Origin of the sequence: Variovorax sp. 160MFSha2.1 (assembly GCF_048305075.1) — a bacterium.
Lineage (GTDB): Bacteria > Pseudomonadota > Gammaproteobacteria > Burkholderiales > Burkholderiaceae_C > Variovorax > Variovorax guangxiensis.
Genome location: NZ_CP157624.1, coordinates 5,335,428 through 5,352,836, shown reverse-complemented (window position 1 = coordinate 5,352,836; position 17,409 = coordinate 5,335,428). Strand labels below are relative to the sequence as shown.

Genomic DNA, 17,409 nt, shown 5'->3' with positions numbered 1-17,409 from the left:
GCGACGCAAAAAGACCCCACAATCTACGCCCGAAGACGGGTTTCGCCTATTGGACGTTTTGTCCTATGGCGGTAAATGTGATTCGGTGCGACGCTCTGGGGTCTCCCATGGTCTTATGGTGTCGCGCCGCGGCGTTACACCTGAATTACAGCAAGCAATGACGACGTCCAGCATCATTTCGCAAGGCGCACAGCCGCTGCCGAACCCGGCCGATCACGGCGGCGCCCGGCAGGGCGACGACCACTCGCACATCGCTCCCGGCGAGATCGCGGTCGGTGTGGTCATCGGCCGCGCCTCCGAATATTTCGACTTCTTCGTCTACGGCATCGCCTCGGTGCTGGTGTTTCCGGCGGTCTTCTTCCCGTTCGAGCAGCACCTCGAGGGTGTTCTCTATTCGTTCCTGGTCTTCTCCTTCGCCTTCATCGCGCGTCCGTTCGGAACTGTCATCTCGATGATGATCCAGCGACGTTTCGGGCGGGAAGCCAAGCTCACGCTGGCGCTCTTCGTGCTCGGCACCTCCACCGCCGGCATCGCCTTCCTGCCGGGCTATGCGAGCCTGGGCTTCACGGCCATCGTGCTGCTGTCGGTGTTCCGCTTCGGCCAGGGCCTGGCGCTGGGCGGCTCCTGGGACGGCCTGCCGTCGCTGCTGGCGCTGAACGCGCCGGCCAACCGCCGCGGCTGGTACGCCATGCTGGGCCAGCTGGGCGCGCCCATCGGCTTCTTCATCGCCAGCGCTCTGTTCGCCTACCTGTATTCCAGCCTGCCGTCGGAAGACTTCCTCGACTGGGGCTGGCGCTACAGCTTCTACGTGGCCTTCGCGATCAACGTGGTGGCGCTCTTCGCCCGCCTGCGCCTGGTGGCCACCGACGAATACTCGCGCCTGCTCGAAGAGCGCGAGCTCGAACCCACCAGCGTCACCGAACTGGTCAGCTCGCAGGGCAGCAACATCCTGATCGGCGCCTTCGCCGCGCTGGCCAGCTACGCGCTGTTCCACCTGATCACGGTGTTCCCGCTGTCGTGGATCACGCTGTATTCCGACCAGTCGGTCACCGAATTCCTGGTGATCCAGATGATCGGCGCGGCCTTCGGCGCCGCCGGCATCGTGGCCTCGGGCCTGCTGGCCGACCGCATCGGCCGCCGCTTCACGCTGGGCGGCCTGGCCGCGGTGATCGCCGCCTTCAGCGGCTTCGCCCCCACGCTGCTCGACGGCGGCCGTATCGGCCAGGACATCTTCATCCTGCTGGGCTTCGTGATCCTGGGCCTGTCGTACGGCCAGGCGGCCGGCGCCGTGACCTCCAACTTCGCGCCCAAGTACCGCTACGTCGGCGCGGCGCTCACGGCAGACGTGGCCTGGCTCATCGGCGCGGCCTTCGCTCCGCTGGTGGCCCTGGGCCTCTCGGCCCACTTCGGCCTTGCCTATGTCAGCGTCTACCTGCTGTCGGGCGCCATCGCCACGCTGGCGGCGCTGGGCCTGAACCGGGCGCTGGCGCGGGACTGAGACTTTCCGCGCAGCAACGAAAAGGGGCCTTACGGGCCCCTTTTCGTTTTTCATTACGATGCCTCGATGTTCGCCGCTGCAATCTTCGACATGGACGGGCTGCTGATCGATTCGGAGCGCCCCATCATGGCCGCCTGGATCGACGTCGCCCGCACGCTCGGCATCGAGCTTTCACACAGCCAGTACCTGCAGGTGGTGGGGCTGTCCACGGTGGAGTCCGAAGTCGTCCTCGCTTCGCTGCTGGGCGGGCCGGCCGCCTACACCCACGCGGTGGGCCTCGTGCGACAGCGCCTGCAGTTGGAGCGCTCCGACGGTACGCCACTGTTCCCGATCAAGCCCGGCGCGGCTGAATTCCTGGCGGCGCTGCGCGAACGCGGCACGCGCTGCGCCGTGGCCTCTTCATCGACCAGCGTGCAGATCCAGGCCTGCCTCGGCAGCCTCGACGTGCTGCACCACTTCTCGGCCTTCGCGGGCGGCGACGAAGTGGCGCGCGCCAAGCCCGATCCGGCGCTCTACCTGCTCGCGGCCGAACGGCTGGGCGTGGACCCCGCCGACTGCATCGCCTTCGAGGACAGCGAGAACGGCGCCAGGGCGGCGCTGGCAGCGGGCCTGCGGGTGGTGGTGGTGCCCGACCTCAAGCATCCGCCCGCATCGATCGTCGAGCGGGCCTTCCACGTGCTCGATTCGCTGCACGACGCACTGGCGCACCTGCCGCGCTGGTTTCCGCAACAGGCCATGCAAAAGGTGTAACGGCATGATCAAGATCGGCACCCTCTGCCACGTGGTCGACAGCTGCCTGGCGTCGCCCTTCACGGAGCGTGCCGTGGGCCGGATCGTGGAGGTGGTGTCCGCGCCCTATGAGGCGCCCAGCGAGCGCTACCTGCCCGGCACTTACTACGACGTGCTGTTCGAGGGCTGGACCTTCTACTGCCGCAGCGACAAGCTCGTGCCCATTTCCGACCCCGATGCCGAAGTCGAGCGCTGGGAGGACGTCTTCCTTGAAGAGCCCGGCCTCCTGCCCGCGCCTGCGCCTCAGAGCACCTCGTCGCGCAACTGCGGAAACACCTTCGACACCTTTGCCAGCAGGTAGTCGCCGTAGCGCCCGCTGAAGGCGTGGACGTTGGCGCGGTCCCAGCGCTCGGCGCTGTCGTCGCGCGCTTCGGCGCCCGCGAGGCCCTCTATGCGCTGCACCCGCGCCTCGAAGTTCGGATCGAAGAACAGCGGAAACGACAGCCGGTCATGCCCCGAGGTGTTGCGCTTCACCCGGTGCGGCGTCGACTTGTAGAGCCCGCCGGTCATGCGGTCAAGCATGTCGCCGATGTTGCATACGAAGGAGCCCGCAACCGGCGGCGCGTCGATCCAGCCGCCGGGCGTGTGCACCGCCAGGCCGCCGATGTGGTCCTGGTGCAGGATCGTCAGCAGCCCGTAGTCGGTGTGCTCGCCCACGCCCCATTGCACGTCCAGGCCCTCGGGCACTGGCTGCGAGGGGTAGTTGAAGAGCCGGAACAGGATCAGCGGGTCGGCCGTGTAGCGCTTCGCGAAGTAGCCCGCCTCGAGGCCCAGGCTCAGCGCGATGCCTTCCATCAGCCGGTGGCCCAGCTGCGTGACGGCGGCCATGTATTCGAGGATGGTCTCGCGAAAGCCCGGCACTTCGGGGAACAGGTTCGGCCCGTGCACCGGCGTCTTCGCCTGCACCAGCGGATGCGTGTCGGGCAGCTCGGTGCCGAGGTAGAGGCCTTCCTTCCAGTCGGGCCGGCCCGAGGTCAGCTCGCCGCCCAGCGGAAAGTAGCCGCGCCAGGCGCGCCCGCCCAGGGCCATGCGCCAGCGCATCTTGGTTTCCTCGGGCAGCTCGAAGAAGCGGTGGCTGAGTTCTTCGAGCCGCTTCACCAGCGCCGGGTCGACGCCATGGCCGGTCACGTAGAAGAAACCGTGGGCGCGGCAGGCGGCGCCGATCTGCGCGGCGACGGCGTCGCGCCCGGCGGTGCCGGCAACGAGCGCGGAAACATCGATGAGAGGAAGGGCTGCGTCGGTCATGCGTCTCTCGCGAAGGGGGAGCGGATGTCGGCCAGGAACTGCTGGGCGCGCGGATGCTGCGGCCGGTTGAAGAAGTCGTCGGGTGTGGCGCGCTCCAGCACCTTGCCTTCGTCCATGAAGAGCACGCGGTCGGCCACCTCGCGCGCGAAGCCCATCTCGTGCGTCACGCAGACCATGGTCATCCCGTCGCGCGTGAGGTCGCGCATCACCAGCAGCACCTCGCCGACCATCTCGGGGTCGAGCGCGCTGGTGGGCTCGTCGAACAGCATCAGCGGGGGCTGCATCGCGAGCGCGCGGGCGATCGCCACGCGCTGCTGCTGGCCACCCGAGAGCTCGCCGGGCCAGGCGTTGGCCTTGTTCGACAGGCCGACGCGGCTCAGCAGCGCCATCGCGCGCTCGTCGGCCTGCTTGCGCGTGAGGCCGCGCAGCTGCATCGGCGCCATCGTGCAGTTCTGCAGCACCGTGAGGTGCGGGAACAGGTTGAACTGCTGGAACACGAAGCCGATGCGCGAGCGGAATTCGTTCACGTCCAGGCCCGGCGCATGGATGTCCTGCCCGTCCACCACGATGCGGCCCGACTGGATCGGCTCCAGCCGGTTGAAGGTGCGGATCAGCGTCGACTTGCCCGAGCCCGAAGGCCCGCACACCACGACCACCTCGCCCTTGTGGATGGTTTCGGTCACGTCGACCAGCGCGTGGTAGCTGCCGTACCACTTGTTGACTTTTTCGAGTTCGATCATGCGGACACCTTGGTGGCGGCGGTGGAGATGCCGCGGCGCGCGAGCCGGCGTTCGAGCCAGTAGGCGAAGCGCGAGAGGCCGAAGCAGAGAATGAAGTACGTCCCGCCCAGGATCAGGTAGATCTGCGCGGGCTTGGTGAACACCTGCGTGTTGATTTGCGTCGCGATGAACGACACCTCGGCCAGCCCGATGATGTAGCCCAGCGAGGTTTCCTTGATGGTCGAGACGAACTGGTTCACCAGCGAGGGCAGCATGCTGCGCAGCGCCTGCGGCAGCACCACGAGGCGCATCGCGCTGCCATAACTCAGGCCCAGCGCACGGGCGGTTTCCATCTGCCCGCGCGGCAGGCCCTGGATGCCGGCGCGCACGATCTCGGCGAGGTAGGCGGCGTCGAACACCACCAGCGCGATCAGCATGGTGGTGAACTGGTCGGTCTTCACGCCGGTGACGCTGGGCAGGAAGAAGTAGGCCCAGAAGATCACCATCAGCAGGGGCAGCCCGCGCACCACGAACACGAAGCCCGTGACCGGCCAGCGCAGCCAGCGCCACGGGCTCACCCGCGCCAGCCCCAGCACGATGCCCAGCGGCAGTGCCAGCACCAGGCCGCAGGAGGCCAGCAGCAGCGTGAGCACCAGCCCGCCGAGCGGGCCGTTCGGGTACTGACCGATGAGAAAGTAGACCCAGTAGTCGTTGATGATCTGAAGCATCGCGCCGTCGCTTTCCTCAGATCGTCCGCACCGGGTAACGGTGGTGGTACCAGGTGGCAAGTCCGGTGATGGCCAGCGACACAGTCAGGTAGGCCGCGCTCGCGAACGCGAAGGACTCGAAGCTGCGGAAGGTCGCGCTCTCGACCTGGCCGGCCTGGTACATCAGCTCGGCCACGCCGATCACGGTGGCGATGGAGGTGTTCTTCCACAGGCTCAGCGTCTGCGAGATGAGCGGCGGAATGGTCACGCGCAGCGCCTGCGGCAGCACCACGCGGCGCATGGTGGCGAGGTAGCTGAAGCCCATCGCGCGGCCGGCCTCGAACTGCACTGTGGGAATGGCGCGGATGCCGCTTCGGATGTCCTCCGCCATGAAGGCCGCGGTGTACAGCGCGAGCGCGATGATCGCGCTGTAGGCTTCGATGTGCCCCGCGTAGAGCCATTGCTTGATGTCTTCCGGCAGCAGTTCGGGCGCGCCGAAATACCAGAAGAGCATGTGCGCCAGCAGCGGAATGTTGCGGATCGACTCCACGTACGCGAAGCCGAGCCAGCGCAGCGGCGCGAAGGGCGACAGCCGCAGCAGCGCCACCACCAGCGCGATGGGCAGCGCCAGCGCCAGCGAGGCCGCGAGCAGCTGCAGCGACAGCAGCAGGCCCGCGACAAGCATGTCGTGGTACTTGCCGGTCAGCAGCAAGGAATAGTCGAACAGGGGCATGGGGGGCGACAGTATCACCGCCGCGAGGAAAGAAAGAGTCGGAGCCCGTCGTCCGGCCTCATCCTGTCGTCTCTCCGGCCTTCCCCGAGGGCGAAGGCCGGGAATTCAGGCTCAGTCGATCTTGTCGCTCTCGAGCTTGAAGTCGCGCGACTGGAAGCCCGAAGCCGTGTTCGGGCCGTACCACTTGATGAAGATCTTCTCGGCGTCGCCCGACTTCTCGAGTTCGCGCAGCGTGTCGTCCACCACTGCCTTCAGGCCGCTCTCGCCCTTCTTGATGCCGATGGCCAGCGCCTCGGTGCTCAGGTTCTGCTTGAGCACCACGTACTGCGCCTTCTGAGGACCAAGCTTGGCGTAGCTGCGCAGCAGCGCGGCCTCGTCGTCGACGTAGCCCACGCCCTTGCCCTGCTGCAGGGCCTGGAAGGCCTGCTGGCTGGTGTCGAAGGTCACGACCTCCACGTTGGGCACGGCCTTGCGGATGTTGGGCTCCTGCGTGCCGCCACGGATGGTCAGCACCTTCTTGCCGGCGAGCTGCGGCACCTCGGTGATGCCGCTGTCCTTCTTCACGATGGCCTTCTGGCCGGTGACGAAGGTGGTGAGCGAGAAGTCGATCTGCGCCTCGCGCTCCTTGTTGTGCGTGAGGCCGGCAGCCACCAGGTCGACGTGCCCCTGCTGCAGCTCCGGAATGCGCGCGGCTACCGCGATCTGCTTGAGCACCGGCTTCACGCCGATCTTCTTCGCGATGGCGTTCACCAGGTCCACCTCGTAGCCGACGATCTGGCGCGTCTTGGGGTCGACGAAGGTCGCGGGCTCGTCCGTGCCGAGCACGCCGACGACCAGCTCGCCCTTCTTCTTGATGTCGGCCAGCTGGTCGGCATGGGCGACGGTGCCGAGCAGGAAGGTCGAAGCGGCGAGGGCCGCGGCTGCAATCAGTTTCATGCGCATGTTCTTCTCCTTGGGGAAATCAGGGCGAGACCATATCAATAAAACTTCGGATCATTAAATAGTCAATCCATATATCGACATGTGTGCGTGTCTATGTACGGGCTGCGCCCGATTCGGGTGGTTCCCATGGCATTGGTTGATTCGTGCCGCTGCTTCCGCAATATGTCCATGGCTTCTTGCTGGCTTCCCCTCGATAGGCTCCAACGTAATGCGTGTTGAACAGGTGCCATCCCTGTCGCTCGAGGCTGGGGTCTGCCTCGAAGATGCACAGCAGCGTTTCGAGCGATTGCCGCCACTCGGGGCCGGTGCCGATCATCGAGCCGACCGACGCGGTGTCGAGGTGTACGTATTCGAACGATGCCTGCTCCAACATCAAGCCGAACTGAATCAGCCAGACCGGGTCCATGTCTTGGAAACGTGATGACAGCAGGGCGCGCCTCGCAGCGAGCGTGGCAATGGCTCTGGTTCTTTGCGCCACCATATAGGGCCATGGACCGTACAGGTCATCAGGATCGTCCGGAGCCGGGACATCGAAGATGTCTCCCGTATGGAACAAGGCCAACCAGAGGATCGGGACGTGGTGCCTGGCAAGCAGGTAAGGAGATGCTTCCGAAAGCTCCCCGCGCCCCGGCGGGGTCTTGACGTCTGAAAAGTACATCTCCGAATAACTTCCCATACCCTCACCTCCACTTGCGGACAGACCCAGAAAATAACTTGGTTCGCCGCTTCGGCGGCTGCGCCGGTGCATTCTGCCTTTGTGGCTGCTGAAGGCGCCGGTCACGGGCTGGGTTAAATTCGCGGCGCAAAAACGCGCTTCGGGCGCTTTTCTTTCGCCTCCCTCCGCATCTCTTCGAGCGAGATCCTCATGATCATCAAACCCCGCGTGCGCGGCTTCATCTGCGTCACCACCCATCCCGCCGGCTGCGAAGCCAACGTCCGCCAGCAGATCGAATACGTCAAGGCCAGGCCCGCCATCGAGGGCGGCCCGAAGAAGGTGCTGGTGATCGGCGCATCGACCGGCTACGGCCTCGCCGCGCGCATCACCGCCGCCTTCGGCTGCGGCGCCGGCACGCTGGGCGTCTTCTTCGAACGCCCGGGCAGCGAGACCAAGCCCGGCTCGCCCGGCTGGTACAACACCGCCGCCTTCGAGCGCGCCGCGCACGCCGAGGGCCTCTATGCCAAGAGCATCAACGGCGACGGTTTTTCCGACGCGATGAAGCAGCAGGTCATCGATACCATCCGCGCCGACCTGGGGCAGGTCGACCTCGTCGTCTACAGCCTGGCCGCACCGCGGCGCACGCATCCGAAGACCGGCCGGGTCTTCAACTCGGTGCTCAAGCCCGTGGGCAAGGCGGTGAACCTGCGCGGCCTCGACACCGACAACGAGACCGTGAAGGAATCGGTGCTCGAGCCCGCCACGCAGGAGGAAATCGACAACACCGTGGCCGTGATGGGCGGCGAGGACTGGCAGATGTGGATCGACGCGCTGCAGCAGGCCGGCGTGCTGGCCGATGGCGCCAAGACCACGGCCTTCACCTACCTGGGCGAGAAGATCACGCACGACATCTACTGGAACGGCTCCATCGGCGAAGCCAAGAAGGACCTCGACCAGAAGGTGCTGGGCATCCGCGCGCAGCTCGCGGCCAAGGGCGGCGACGCGCGCGTGTCGGTGCTGAAGGCGGTGGTCACGCAGGCCAGCTCGGCCATTCCGATGATGCCGCTGTATCTGTCGCTGCTGTTCAAGGTGATGAAGGAGCAGGGCGTGCACGAGGGCTGCATCGAGCAGGTGCAAGGGCTCTACGCCGAGAGCCTCTACGGCAGCGCGCCGCACATCGATGCCGAAGGCCGCCTGCGCGCCGACTACAAGGAACTGGCGCCGCAGGTGCAGTCGCGCGTGCTCGAGCTGTGGCCGCAGGTGACCAAGGAGAACCTCTACGAGCTGACCGATTTCGCGGGCTACAAGACCGAGTTTTTGCGGCTCTTCGGCTTCGCGGTGGAGGGCGTGGACTACGAGGCCGACGTGAACCCCAATGTGGGCATTCCGGGCATCGTGCAGCTCTAGCAGGCCCCTCAAGGGATACTCCCGCCCATGCAGATACAAGAAAAGCCGCCCGCCGGCACGCCCTTCGACTGGATCGGCGGCGAACCGAAAGTGGAGGCGCTGGTCGAGCGCTTCTACGACCTGATGGACCTCGAACCCGCCTACGCGCAGCTACGCGCCGTGCACGGCACCAGCCTCGACAACGCGCGCCAGCGCCTGTTCTGGTTCCTCTGCGGCTGGCTGGGCGGGCCTTCGTACTACACCGACCGCTTCGGCCACCCGATGCTGCGCGCGCGCCACCTGCCGCAAAGCATCGGCGGCCACACCATCGGCATCAAGGAACGCGACCAGTGGCTGGCGTGCATGGACCAGGCGATGGGCGAGACGGGCGTGCCCGAGGACTTGCGCGCGCGCCTTCGCGACTCCTTCTTCAAGACCGCTGACTGGATGCGCAATAGAGGCGAATGATCGCCGGCCAGACACACGAGCAACGATTTCCGAAAGACGCTTCTTCCATCATGAATTCCATCGTCATCATCGGCGGCGGCCACGCCGCGGCCCAGCTCTGTGCGGGGCTTGCGGAAGCCGGGCAGGGCGCGCGCGTGCACCTGGTCTGCGAGGAGGCCTGCGAGCCCTATCACCGCCCGCCGCTGTCCAAGGCCTTCCTGAAGAGCGCGGAAGAAACCACGCAGCCGCACAAGGCTGCCGACTGGTATCGCGAAGCCGGCATCACGCTGCACCTGGGCGATGCGGCCGTGGCCATCGACCGCGAGGCGCACACCGTCACGCTGCGTTCGGGCGCGGTGCTGCCGTGGCAGCAGCTGGTGCTGGCCACCGGCACGCGCGCTCGCCAGATGCCCGACCTGAAGCCGGGCCTGGAGAACGTCGCCAGCCTGCGCGCGGCCGACGAGGCGCATCGCCTGCGCACGCGGCTCGCGGCGGCGGAGAAGGTGACGGTGCTCGGCGGCGGCTTCATCGGGCTCGAAGTGGCAGCCACTGCCAAGGCGCTGGGCAAGACGGTGCAGGTCATCGAGAGCGCGCCGCGCCTGCTGGGCCGCGCCGTGTCGCCCGAACTCTCGGCGCACGTGCTGGCCACGCATCGCGCGGCGGGCATCGACATCGTGCTCGGCGCGCAGACCGGCGCCTTCGAGATCGAGGGCGACCGGCTGGTTTCGCTGCAGGTCAATGGCGTGAAGCAGCCTGTCGACCTGCTGCTGCTGGGCATCGGCGCGGTGCCGGAGACCGCGCTCGCGCAGGCAGCCGGCATCGAGTGCGCGGACGGCATCGTGGTCGACGGCCACATGCAGACCAGCGCGGCCGACGTGCTCGCGGTGGGCGACTGCACGCGCTTCCCCGATCGCCGCGCGGGCCGCGCGCTGCGGCTCGAATCGGTGCAGAACGCCAACGACCAGGCGCGCACGGCCGTTGCCACGCTCACCGGCGAGGCACGCGCGCACGACGCGGTCGCGTGGTTCTGGTCCGACCAGGGCGGCATGCGCCTGCAGATGGTGGGCCTGATGCCCGCCGAAGGAACGCCCGGCCTGAGCAGCGTGCGCCGCGCGGGCCCGAAGCCCGATGCGTTCTCGCTGTTCCACTACGTCGACGGCCAGCTCGTGTGCGTGGAGTCGGTGAACGCGCCGGTCGATCACATGATGAGCCGCAAGCTGCTCGAAGCGGGCCGCAATCCCGATGCGGCGTCGGTGGCGGATGCCTCGGTGCCGCTGAAGAACCTGCTGGCCTGAGCTGAATAGGCTGCTCAGCGCCGCGCGGGCGCCAGCAGCACCACCAGCGCGCCGGCCCCGCCTTCGGCCGGCTTGGCCTGCACGAAGGCGATCACCTCGTTCTTCTGGATCAGCCAGCGCTGCGTCTTGGTCTTGAGCACCGGCTGCTTGCCCGGCGAGCCCAGGCCCTTGCCGTGCACCACGCGCACGCAGCGCAGACCCTGTTTGTAGGCGTTGCGGATGAAGCCGCCCAGGGTCTCGCGCGCCTCGTCGCTGCGCAGCCCGTGCAGGTCGACCTGCGCCTGGATGGCCCAGTCGCCCTTGCGCAGCCGCGCGGTGACGTCGGTGCCGATGCCGGGGCGGCGGAAGCTCATGGCGTCGTCCACGTCGAGCAGCGTGGTCACGTCGAACTCGTCCGAGAGCGATTCGCGCAGCACGCGCTGCTCGTCGAGCTGGTGCTGCACCGGGATGGGCGCGGGCGGCTCCGGCGCGAGCGGCACCACGGCCTTGCGGCGCAGCGGCTCGGTGGCGCCGATGGCGCGGGTGAACAGGTCTTTCTCGGCCGCGCGCTTGCGCTCGGCCTGCGCCTTGGCCGCGGCCTCGGCGGCTTCGCGCTCGCGGGTTTCGGCGAGCACGCGCTGCACCTGCCTGAGGTCGGCGAGGTTCTTGATCGAGGGCGCGCGCGCGGGCATCAGAGCAGTCCTTTCTCGGCCATGGAGAAACTCTGCCCGGGGCTCACGATGATGTGGTCGAGCACCCGCACGTCCACCAGCGCCAGCGCGGCGCGCAGCGTCTGCGTGAGCGATTCGTCGGCGCGCGAGGGCTCGATGCTGCCGCTCGGGTGGTTGTGCGCCAGCACCACTGCAGCGGCGTGATGGTGGATGGCGCGCGTGACCACTTCGCGCGGGTAGACGCTGGTCTGCGTGAGCGTGCCGCGGAACATTTCCTCCAGCGCGAGCATGCGGTGCTGCACGTCGAGGAACACCACCGCGAACACTTCGTAGGGGCGCGGGCCGATGTGCAGCTGCAGATACTGCTTGACCGCGTCGGGCGAGTCGAACACTGCGCGCTCGCGCAGCTTCTCGCCCATGGCGCGGCGCGCCAGCTCGAGCACCGCGATCAGCTCGGAGCGCTTGGCGCTGCCGCCCAGTCCCTTGACCGATTTGAGGTCGTCGGCGCCGGTGTGCAGCAGTCCCGAGAGCCCGCCGAAGCGCTCGAGCAGCTGCTGCGCGAGCTGCAGCACGTTCTTGCCCGCCACGCCGGTGCGCAGCAGCAGGGCCAGCAGTTCGGCGTCGGCCAGCGCGGCCGCGCCGCGCGCGATGAGCTTTTCGCGCGGACGGGCATCGAGAGGGAGATCCTTGAAAGACATGAAACCCCGGGTGAAACCTTGGCGGAGCCGGGTGGAAGCCCCGGTCCTTAAAATGAGGCCAGTTTATCGGGACACCTCCCTGTCTCCGCACACCTCCGCTGCACCATGTCCCAAGTCGTGAATTCCGGCTCCTTTCTCACCCTGCACTACCGGCTGGCCGGTCCTGCGGGCGACATCATCAACACCTTCGCCGACAAGCCCGCCACGCTTTCGCTGGGCACCGGCGAGCTTTCTCCCGCCATGGAGCAGCGCCTGATGGGCCTGGAAGAGGGCACGCACGCCACCTTCGAGCTGCCCGCGGGCGAGGCCTTCGGCGAGCGCAATCCCGACATGCAGCAGTGGGTGGCCAGGAAGCTGCTCGCACAGATGGGCGACCCCGACGAGCAGTACGCCGTCGGCGACGTGGTGCAGTTCCCAACGCCCGACGGCACGGGCAGCTACGCGGGCGCGGTCATCGAATCGAACGACACCGCGGTGCGCTTCGACTTCAACCATCCGCTCGCGGGCCAGCCCGTGACCTTCGAAGTGAAGCTCATCGGCGTGCTATGAACCCCGGAATCTCCGAAGTCATCCTGGCCGAGCCGCGCGGCTTCTGCGCGGGCGTGGACCGTGCCATCGAGATCGTCGAGCGCGCCATCGCGAAGTTCGGCGCGCCGATCTACGTGCGCCACGAGATCGTGCACAACACCTACGTGGTGAACGAGCTCAAGGCCAAGGGCGCGATCTTCATCGAGGAGCTCTCCGACGTGCCGCCCGGCGCCACGCTGGTATTCAGCGCGCACGGCGTGAGCAAGGCGGTGGAGCAGGAGGCGCGCGACCGCGGCTTCTCGATCTTCGACGCCACCTGCCCACTGGTCACCAAGGTGCACGTCGAGGTCGCCAAGCTCGCGAAGGAAGGCTACGAGTTCATCATGATCGGCCACAAGGGGCACCCCGAGGTCGAGGGCACGATGGGCCAGCTCTCCAGCGGCATCCACCTGGTTGAAGACGTGGAAGACGTCGCCAGGGTCGCCCCGTCGCAGACCGACAGGCTCGCCGTGGTCACGCAGACCACGCTGAGCGTGGACGACGCCGCCGACATCGCCGCCGCCGTGCGCGAGCGCTTTCCCAAGGTGCGCGAGCCCAAGCAGCAGGACATCTGCTACGCCACGCAGAACCGGCAGGACGCGGTGAAGATCATGAGCCCGCAGGTCGACCTCGTGATCGTGGTCGGCAGCCCCACCAGTTCCAACAGCAACCGGCTGCGCGAACTGGCGCAGCGCCTGGGCACCCAGAGCTACATGGTCGATTCGGCCGCCGAGCTCAAGCCCGAGTGGTTCGAGGGCAAGGCGCGCATCGGCATCACGGCCGGCGCCTCGGCGCCCGAAGTGCTGGTGCGCGAGGTGATCGACCGCGTGCGGGCCCTCGGCGCGGTGTCGGTGCGCAAGATGGACGGCATCGAGGAAACCATCAAGTTTCCGCTGCCCAAGGGCCTCAAGCTCGACGACATTCCGCCTCCTGGACACATCTCTTGAACACTACCCACACCGCCGGCTGGCGCTCCGAAATCGATAGCGCATCGCAACGGCTGGGCGAGCGTGCCGGCCACTTCCTGCGCCAGACCCCGCTGTGGAAGCTGCCAGCCGAGGTCTTCGGCATCGGTGCGCCGGGCGCGGAGATCTGGCTCAAGCTGGAGCACATGCAGGTCAGCGGCAGCTTCAAGGCGCGCGGCATGATGAACCGGCTGCTGGCCAATGAGATTCCGCCAGGTGGCGTGATCGTGGCCTCGGGCGGCAATGCGGGCATCGCCACGGCTGCGGCGGCGCGCGCGCTGGGCGTGCCCTGCCAGGTGTTCCTGCCGGGCGTGTCGCCCGAAGCCAAGCGCGCGCGGCTGCGTGCGCTGGGCGCCGAGGTCGTGGTGGTCGGCGAGCTGTACCCCGACGCGCTGGCCGCCTGCCAGACACGCCAGAAGGAATCGGGCGCCTTGCTCACCCACGCCTACGACCAGCCCGAAGTGGTGGCCGGCGCCGGCACGCTGGGCCGCGAGATCGAGCAGCAGGGCGGCCTGCCCGATGCGGTGCTCGTGAGCGTGGGCGGCGGCGGCCTGATCGGCGGCCTGGCCGGCTGGTTCGAAAAGCGCTCCCGCGTGGTCGCGCTGGAGCCCGAGAGGGCGCCTACGCTGTTCCGTGCCCGCGAGGCCGGCGAGCCGGTCGACGTGGAGGTGGGCGGCATCGCGGCCGATTCGCTGGGCGCGCGCCGCATCGGCGCCATCGCCTGGGAAATCACGCAGCAGCAGGTGCAGGACGCGCTGCTGCTGTCAGACGAGTCCATCCGCGCGGCCCAGCAGTGGCTGTGGAAGGAACTGAAGCTGGCCGTGGAACCCGCCGCCGCGCTGCCGCTGGCGGCGCTGCAGACCGGTGCCTACAAGCCGCGCGCGGGCGAGAAGGTCTGCCTGATCGTCTGCGGGGCGAATGTCGATCCCGCCACGGTCGCCTGAGGGCTTCCGGCTTCTCGCGGTTCACCCTCCAGGCCACGCCGACCCTGTCGGCGGGCATCGTCAGCCTGTCGCCTTCGGCCCTCGTACGCCCACCTAAAATCCCCCCATGCTCGACATCACCCTGCTCCGCAAAGACCTGGCCTCCGCAGTGGCCGGCCTCGAAAAACGCAAGAAGAACCAGCCGTACCTCGACGTTTCGGCATTCACCGCGCTCGAAGCCGAACGCAAGACGCTGCAGACCCGCACCGAGGAAATCCAGGCCCGCCGCAACGCGCTGAACAAGCAGATCGGCCCGCTCAAGGCCAAGGGCGAATCGACCGACGCGCTGATGGCCGAAGTGAATGCGTTGAAGGCCGAGCAGGAATCGCAATCCAAGCGCCTCGACGAGATCCAGCCCGAGCTGCACGCGCTGCTGCTGGCCGTGCCCAACCTGCCGCACGCCAGCGTGCCGGTGGGCGAGGACGAGACCGGCAACGTCGAGATGCGCCGCTGGGCTCCGAAGGGCGGTGCGGGCGCCAACGCCACGCCGCTGGGCTTCGCGCCCAAGGACCACGTCGACCTCGGCGCGCCGCTGGGCCTCGACTTCGAGACGGGCGCCAAGCTCGCTGGCTCGCGCTTCACCGTCATGAAGGGCCCGATCGCCCGCCTGCATCGCGCGCTCGCGCAGTTCATGCTCGACATCCAGACCGAGAAGCACGGCTACAGCGAGTGCTACGTGCCCTACATCGTCAACGCCGCCACCCTGAGCGGCACCGGCCAGCTGCCCAAGTTCGAGGGTGACCTGTTCGCCGCGAAGAAGGGCGGCCAGGACGGCGAGCCCGCGCCCGACCACTCGGCGCTGTACCTCATCCCGACCAGCGAGGTGCCGCTGACCAATTTCGTGCGCGACGAGGTGGTGCCCGAGTCGCAGTTGCCGATCAAGCTCACCGCCCATACTCCGTGCTTCCGCTCCGAAGCGGGCAGCGCTGGCCGCGACACGCGCGGCATGATCCGCCAGCACCAGTTCGACAAGGTCGAGATGGTGCAGATCGTGCACCCTGAGAAGAGCTACGACGCGCTCGAGCAGATGACCGGCCACGCCGAAGCCGTGCTGCAGGCCCTGGAGTTGCCGTATCGCGTCGTGCTGCTGTGCACCGGCGACATGGGCTTCGGCTCCACCAAGACCTATGACCTCGAAGTCTGGCTGCCCGCGCAGGACACCTACCGCGAGATCAGCTCGGTCTCGAACTGCGAAGCCTTCCAGGCGCGCCGCCTGCAGGCCCGCTTCAAGAACGCGCAGGGCAAGAACGAACTCGTGCACACCCTCAACGGCTCGGGCCTGGCAGTGGGCCGCACGCTCGTGGCCGTGCTCGAGAACCACCAGAACGAAGACGGCTCGATCAACGTGCCCACGGCGCTGCGTCCGTACCTCGGCGGGCTCGAAGTTTTGAAGGCTTGATGGCGAGGGCTTCAAAAGCCCCGTTTTTGTCTGCTAGAATCGCAGGCTCGACAGCACCGGAGAGGTGGCAGAGTGGTCGAATGTACCTGACTCGAAATCAGGCGTACTAGCGATAGTACCGAGGGTTCGAATCCCTCCCTCTCCTCCAGTACATATAGGCTTGATGCTATGAAATAGGTAGCGTCAAGCCACCCGCCGCAGCTTCGTGGTGGGGGAAATCTGACCTACCTTGAAGATCGCCTCGGCTTGCCGATCGGTTGATAGGTGCGCGTATCGCGCCGTGCTGCGCGGATCCTTGTGCCCCAGTACCGCGCCCACCGTGTAGAGGTCGACGCCCGCATTCACCATCTCCGAGGCCGTGCTGTGCCTGATGTCGTGGAAGTGCAGCCATGGCATGCCCACGGCCACGCATGCGGCCTTCACATTCTTCTGCACCGTGATCTTGGCAACCTTCTTCAGTCTGCGCGCGCACACCGCGACGCGCGGGTGAATCGGCACGATCCTGGGCTCTCCGTTCTTCGTCTTGCCGAGGTGCCAGCGGTCGCCCTGGGGGATGGCCCGCAGGATCTCAGCCAGGCGCATGCCGCTGTAGAACCCGATGCGCAGCGCCATGCGAGCGTTGGCGTTCTTAGTGGCCCGAGCGATGCGCAGCATCTCGGCGCGGTCGATGTAGAACTGGCGCTCGTTCTTCACTTCGGGCACCATGACCTTGGCGGCCGGGTCGGTCTCGCCGAACCCGTGATGCTTCCACGCCCAGCGGCACGCGGCCGTGAGGTATCGGATGCGTAGCCGTACCGTGGCGTCGGAGAGGGGCCGCGGCTTGTCGCCCTCCTTCTTCGGCACGGACATCGACTTGAGACGCAGCGCCTTGCACACGTCGGGCAGCGCACTCATCGGGCGGCCGGCGTAAAAGTGCGCGATCAGGGCGAGCTCGCGTGCGACATTCATGCCGGTGGTGAGCTTCGGGATGCGCTCCTTCAGGTAGTGGGTGACAGCCTCTTCGATGAGGTGATGTCCACCACCGACGCCGTTTGCTTGCGCGTAGAGCTTCGCGCTGGTCTTGCGGTCGTACTCGTCAGCTTGGGCTTGAGTCCAAGTGCGCGGAAGGCGCTTTCGAGCGCGGACCCTGGATCCGTCGATCCAGCGGTCAAACTCAAAGACGAACTGACCGCGCGCTTTATCCCTTGTGATCGGCATGATGTCTTGTATTCCGTGATGTCTTGGGGTTCGAAGCGCAGGGAGCGGCCGAACCGATAGCCAGGCAGGGTGCCAGAGGCGGCCAGATCATAGACCTGGCGTGCGGAGACTCCGAGTTGTGCCGCTACTTCAGTGGCTGTGAGCATGGCTTCTACTTCAGTGAGTTGAGCCAATCTTCGATGTCCCCGGCGCGCCACCGGACGCAGCGCGAGGACAAACGGATCGGCCGCGGGAAGGTTCCAGCGTCCATGCGCAAATAGATTGCCGATCGCTTTAGACCCACAAGTGCTGAAACGGTCTCGAAGCGAAGCAGTGCCGCAGGATTGTTTGCGGCTTCGAGGGGCTGTTTTTTCTTTGTCGTCATCTTCAATGCTCCATTGTTTACTGCGTCTTCGCTCATCCTTCCCCCCTCCCCGAGCTTCTGATAGCGGCAGCGACAGGCGTTCTGCCGTGGTACGGGCTCTGTGATTCGTTGCAGTTCGTCGGCTTGATGCCGTGCAGATCAGTGCATGGCGAGCAGCGGTAGGTCGCATC

At 67.0% G+C, this 17,409-nt stretch carries 20 protein-coding genes, 1 tRNA gene and 1 pseudogene; 11 read left to right on the top strand and 11 right to left on the bottom strand.

All coding sequences use genetic code 11. From position 1 onward, the window contains the following. The first annotated feature begins 157 nt into the window (after nucleotides 1-157). The 3 genes from ABL838_RS24430 (at nucleotide 158) to ABL838_RS24420 (ending at nucleotide 2,588) form a co-directional block, all read left to right on the top strand. Nucleotides 158-1,498: an MFS transporter gene (locus ABL838_RS24430; RefSeq protein WP_418117606.1), complete on the top strand. Its 1,341-nt coding sequence runs from the start codon at nucleotides 158-160 to the stop codon at nucleotides 1,496-1,498. Nucleotides 1,499-1,564: 66 nt separating this feature from the next. Beyond that, nucleotides 1,565-2,248: an HAD family hydrolase gene (locus tag ABL838_RS24425; RefSeq protein ID WP_418122314.1), complete on the top strand. Its 684-nt coding sequence runs from the start codon at nucleotides 1,565-1,567 to the stop codon at nucleotides 2,246-2,248. Between the two features lie 4 nt (nucleotides 2,249-2,252). Further along, on the top strand, nucleotides 2,253-2,588 hold the full coding sequence (locus ABL838_RS24420) for a hypothetical protein (RefSeq protein ID WP_418117603.1): 336 nt from the start codon (nucleotides 2,253-2,255) through the stop codon (nucleotides 2,586-2,588). Here the strand turns inward: ABL838_RS24420 and ABL838_RS24415 are convergent. The 6 genes from ABL838_RS24415 to ABL838_RS24390 all read right to left on the bottom strand — a co-directional run bounded on the left by ABL838_RS24415 (nucleotide 2,531) and on the right by ABL838_RS24390 (nucleotide 7,309). Then, nucleotides 2,531-3,532: an isopenicillin N synthase family dioxygenase gene (locus tag ABL838_RS24415; protein WP_418122313.1), complete on the bottom strand. Its 1,002-nt coding sequence runs from the start codon at nucleotides 3,530-3,532 to the stop codon at nucleotides 2,531-2,533. The two genes, ABL838_RS24420 and ABL838_RS24415, sit on opposite strands and share 58 nt — an antisense overlap. Further along, on the bottom strand, nucleotides 3,529-4,272 hold the full coding sequence (locus tag ABL838_RS24410; protein ID WP_126023261.1) for an amino acid ABC transporter ATP-binding protein: 744 nt from the start codon (nucleotides 4,270-4,272) through the stop codon (nucleotides 3,529-3,531). The genes ABL838_RS24415 and ABL838_RS24410 overlap by 4 nt, the downstream gene beginning before the upstream one ends. Further along, nucleotides 4,269-4,979 carry an amino acid ABC transporter permease gene (locus ABL838_RS24405; protein WP_126023262.1) on the bottom strand — a complete coding sequence of 237 codons (711 nt, stop codon included), beginning with the start codon at nucleotides 4,977-4,979 and terminating at the stop codon, nucleotides 4,269-4,271. The genes ABL838_RS24410 and ABL838_RS24405 overlap by 4 nt, the downstream gene beginning before the upstream one ends. A gap of 16 nt (nucleotides 4,980-4,995) precedes the next feature. Continuing rightward, entirely contained in the window at nucleotides 4,996-5,691 is a 696-nt protein-coding gene (locus ABL838_RS24400) for an amino acid ABC transporter permease (RefSeq protein WP_184640997.1), read from the bottom strand. A 111-nt stretch (nucleotides 5,692-5,802) separates the two neighbouring features. Continuing rightward, nucleotides 5,803-6,633, bottom strand: coding sequence for an ABC transporter substrate-binding protein (locus tag ABL838_RS24395; RefSeq protein ID WP_418122312.1), 831 nt, complete (start codon nucleotides 6,631-6,633; stop codon nucleotides 5,803-5,805). Between the two features lie 91 nt (nucleotides 6,634-6,724). Next, nucleotides 6,725-7,309, bottom strand: a complete 585-nt coding sequence (locus ABL838_RS24390; RefSeq protein ID WP_354412532.1) for a hypothetical protein — start codon at nucleotides 7,307-7,309, stop codon at nucleotides 6,725-6,727. 189 nt (nucleotides 7,310-7,498) lie between these two features. Here ABL838_RS24390 and fabV point away from each other — a divergent pair, with 189 nt between their 5' ends. The 3 genes from fabV to ABL838_RS24375 are packed head-to-tail and all read left to right on the top strand — an operon-like array spanning nucleotide 7,499 to nucleotide 10,416. Further along, nucleotides 7,499-8,695 carry an enoyl-ACP reductase FabV gene (gene fabV / locus ABL838_RS24385; RefSeq protein WP_418122311.1) on the top strand — a complete coding sequence of 399 codons (1,197 nt, stop codon included), beginning with the start codon at nucleotides 7,499-7,501 and terminating at the stop codon, nucleotides 8,693-8,695. Between the two features lie 27 nt (nucleotides 8,696-8,722). Next, entirely contained in the window at nucleotides 8,723-9,142 is a 420-nt protein-coding gene (locus ABL838_RS24380) for a group II truncated hemoglobin (protein WP_369661067.1), read from the top strand. Nucleotides 9,143-9,192: 50 nt separating this feature from the next. Continuing rightward, complete coding sequence (locus ABL838_RS24375; protein WP_418122310.1) at nucleotides 9,193-10,416, top strand: NAD(P)/FAD-dependent oxidoreductase; 1,224 nt, start codon at nucleotides 9,193-9,195, stop codon at nucleotides 10,414-10,416. A gap of 14 nt (nucleotides 10,417-10,430) precedes the next feature. Here ABL838_RS24375 and ABL838_RS24370 read toward each other — a convergent pair whose 3' ends face one another. Next, nucleotides 10,431-11,087 carry a Smr/MutS family protein gene (locus tag ABL838_RS24370; RefSeq protein WP_418122309.1) on the bottom strand — a complete coding sequence of 219 codons (657 nt, stop codon included), beginning with the start codon at nucleotides 11,085-11,087 and terminating at the stop codon, nucleotides 10,431-10,433. Further along, entirely contained in the window at nucleotides 11,087-11,764 is a 678-nt protein-coding gene (gene radC, locus ABL838_RS24365; protein ID WP_126023269.1) for a RadC family protein, read from the bottom strand. The genes ABL838_RS24370 and radC overlap by 1 nt, the downstream gene beginning before the upstream one ends. Before the next feature lie 105 nt (nucleotides 11,765-11,869). Here radC and ABL838_RS24360 point away from each other — a divergent pair, with 105 nt between their 5' ends. From ABL838_RS24360 to ABL838_RS24340, 5 genes are all read left to right on the top strand, one after another. Continuing rightward, nucleotides 11,870-12,313, top strand: coding sequence for an FKBP-type peptidyl-prolyl cis-trans isomerase (locus ABL838_RS24360; protein ID WP_019656687.1), 444 nt, complete (start codon nucleotides 11,870-11,872; stop codon nucleotides 12,311-12,313). After that, nucleotides 12,310-13,278: a 4-hydroxy-3-methylbut-2-enyl diphosphate reductase gene (gene ispH, locus ABL838_RS24355; protein ID WP_418117597.1), complete on the top strand. Its 969-nt coding sequence runs from the start codon at nucleotides 12,310-12,312 to the stop codon at nucleotides 13,276-13,278. Before ABL838_RS24360 ends, ispH begins: the two co-directional genes overlap by 4 nt. Beyond that, the gene (locus ABL838_RS24350) at nucleotides 13,275-14,240 is read left to right on the top strand and encodes a threonine/serine dehydratase (protein WP_418122308.1); all 966 of its coding nucleotides are present in this window, start codon (nucleotides 13,275-13,277) and stop codon (nucleotides 14,238-14,240) included. The genes ispH and ABL838_RS24350 overlap by 4 nt, the downstream gene beginning before the upstream one ends. Nucleotides 14,241-14,346: 106 nt before the next feature. Further along, nucleotides 14,347-15,678, top strand: coding sequence for a serine--tRNA ligase (gene serS, locus ABL838_RS24345; protein ID WP_369661071.1), 1,332 nt, complete (start codon nucleotides 14,347-14,349; stop codon nucleotides 15,676-15,678). Between the two features lie 58 nt (nucleotides 15,679-15,736). Then, nucleotides 15,737-15,826 (top strand) — tRNA-Ser (locus ABL838_RS24340). A 35-nt stretch (nucleotides 15,827-15,861) separates the two neighbouring features. Here the strand turns inward: ABL838_RS24340 and ABL838_RS24335 are convergent. The 3 genes and pseudogenes from ABL838_RS24335 to ABL838_RS24325 form a co-directional block, all read right to left on the bottom strand. After that, on the bottom strand, nucleotides 15,862-16,875 hold the full coding sequence (locus ABL838_RS24335; RefSeq protein WP_418122307.1) for a tyrosine-type recombinase/integrase: 1,014 nt from the start codon (nucleotides 16,873-16,875) through the stop codon (nucleotides 15,862-15,864). 14 nt (nucleotides 16,876-16,889) lie between these two features. Next, a pseudogene (locus ABL838_RS24330) lies at nucleotides 16,890-17,021 on the bottom strand (helix-turn-helix domain-containing protein); the annotation flags it as partial. Between the two features lie 5 nt (nucleotides 17,022-17,026). Then, nucleotides 17,027-17,275 carry a helix-turn-helix transcriptional regulator gene (locus tag ABL838_RS24325; RefSeq protein WP_418122306.1) on the bottom strand — a complete coding sequence of 83 codons (249 nt, stop codon included), beginning with the start codon at nucleotides 17,273-17,275 and terminating at the stop codon, nucleotides 17,027-17,029. Nucleotides 17,276-17,409: the final 134 nt, after the last annotated feature.

Excerpts from the sequence above, each read along its gene's own strand:
- ABL838_RS24360 (WP_019656687.1), top strand. The coding sequence starts at position 11,870 with ATGTCCCAAGTCGTGAATTCCGGCTCCTTTCTCACCCTGCACTACCGG.
- ABL838_RS24420 (WP_418117603.1), top strand. The coding sequence starts at position 2,253 with ATGATCAAGATCGGCACCCTCTGCCACGTGGTCGACAGCTGCCTGGCG.
- ABL838_RS24375 (WP_418122310.1), top strand. The coding sequence starts at position 9,193 with ATGAATTCCATCGTCATCATCGGCGGCGGCCACGCCGCGGCCCAGCTC.
- ABL838_RS24425 (WP_418122314.1), top strand. The coding sequence starts at position 1,565 with ATGTTCGCCGCTGCAATCTTCGACATGGACGGGCTGCTGATCGATTCG.
- ABL838_RS24430 (WP_418117606.1), top strand. The coding sequence starts at position 158 with ATGACGACGTCCAGCATCATTTCGCAAGGCGCACAGCCGCTGCCGAAC.
- ABL838_RS24405 (WP_126023262.1), bottom strand. The coding sequence starts at position 4,979 with ATGCTTCAGATCATCAACGACTACTGGGTCTACTTTCTCATCGGTCAG.
- ABL838_RS24410 (WP_126023261.1), bottom strand. The coding sequence starts at position 4,272 with ATGATCGAACTCGAAAAAGTCAACAAGTGGTACGGCAGCTACCACGCG.
- fabV (WP_418122311.1), top strand. The coding sequence starts at position 7,499 with ATGATCATCAAACCCCGCGTGCGCGGCTTCATCTGCGTCACCACCCAT.
- ABL838_RS24415 (WP_418122313.1), bottom strand. The coding sequence starts at position 3,532 with ATGACCGACGCAGCCCTTCCTCTCATCGATGTTTCCGCGCTCGTTGCC.
- ABL838_RS24395 (WP_418122312.1), bottom strand. The coding sequence starts at position 6,633 with ATGCGCATGAAACTGATTGCAGCCGCGGCCCTCGCCGCTTCGACCTTC.
- radC (WP_126023269.1), bottom strand. The coding sequence starts at position 11,764 with ATGTCTTTCAAGGATCTCCCTCTCGATGCCCGTCCGCGCGAAAAGCTC.
- ABL838_RS24370 (WP_418122309.1), bottom strand. The coding sequence starts at position 11,087 with ATGCCCGCGCGCGCGCCCTCGATCAAGAACCTCGCCGACCTCAGGCAG.
- ABL838_RS24400 (WP_184640997.1), bottom strand. The coding sequence starts at position 5,691 with ATGCCCCTGTTCGACTATTCCTTGCTGCTGACCGGCAAGTACCACGAC.
- serS (WP_369661071.1), top strand. The coding sequence starts at position 14,347 with ATGCTCGACATCACCCTGCTCCGCAAAGACCTGGCCTCCGCAGTGGCC.
- ABL838_RS24325 (WP_418122306.1), bottom strand. The coding sequence starts at position 17,275 with ATGAGCGAAGACGCAGTAAACAATGGAGCATTGAAGATGACGACAAAG.
- ABL838_RS24335 (WP_418122307.1), bottom strand. The coding sequence starts at position 16,875 with ATGCCGATCACAAGGGATAAAGCGCGCGGTCAGTTCGTCTTTGAGTTT.
- ABL838_RS24380 (WP_369661067.1), top strand. The coding sequence starts at position 8,723 with ATGCAGATACAAGAAAAGCCGCCCGCCGGCACGCCCTTCGACTGGATC.
- ispH (WP_418117597.1), top strand. The coding sequence starts at position 12,310 with ATGAACCCCGGAATCTCCGAAGTCATCCTGGCCGAGCCGCGCGGCTTC.
- ABL838_RS24390 (WP_354412532.1), bottom strand. The coding sequence starts at position 7,309 with ATGGGAAGTTATTCGGAGATGTACTTTTCAGACGTCAAGACCCCGCCG.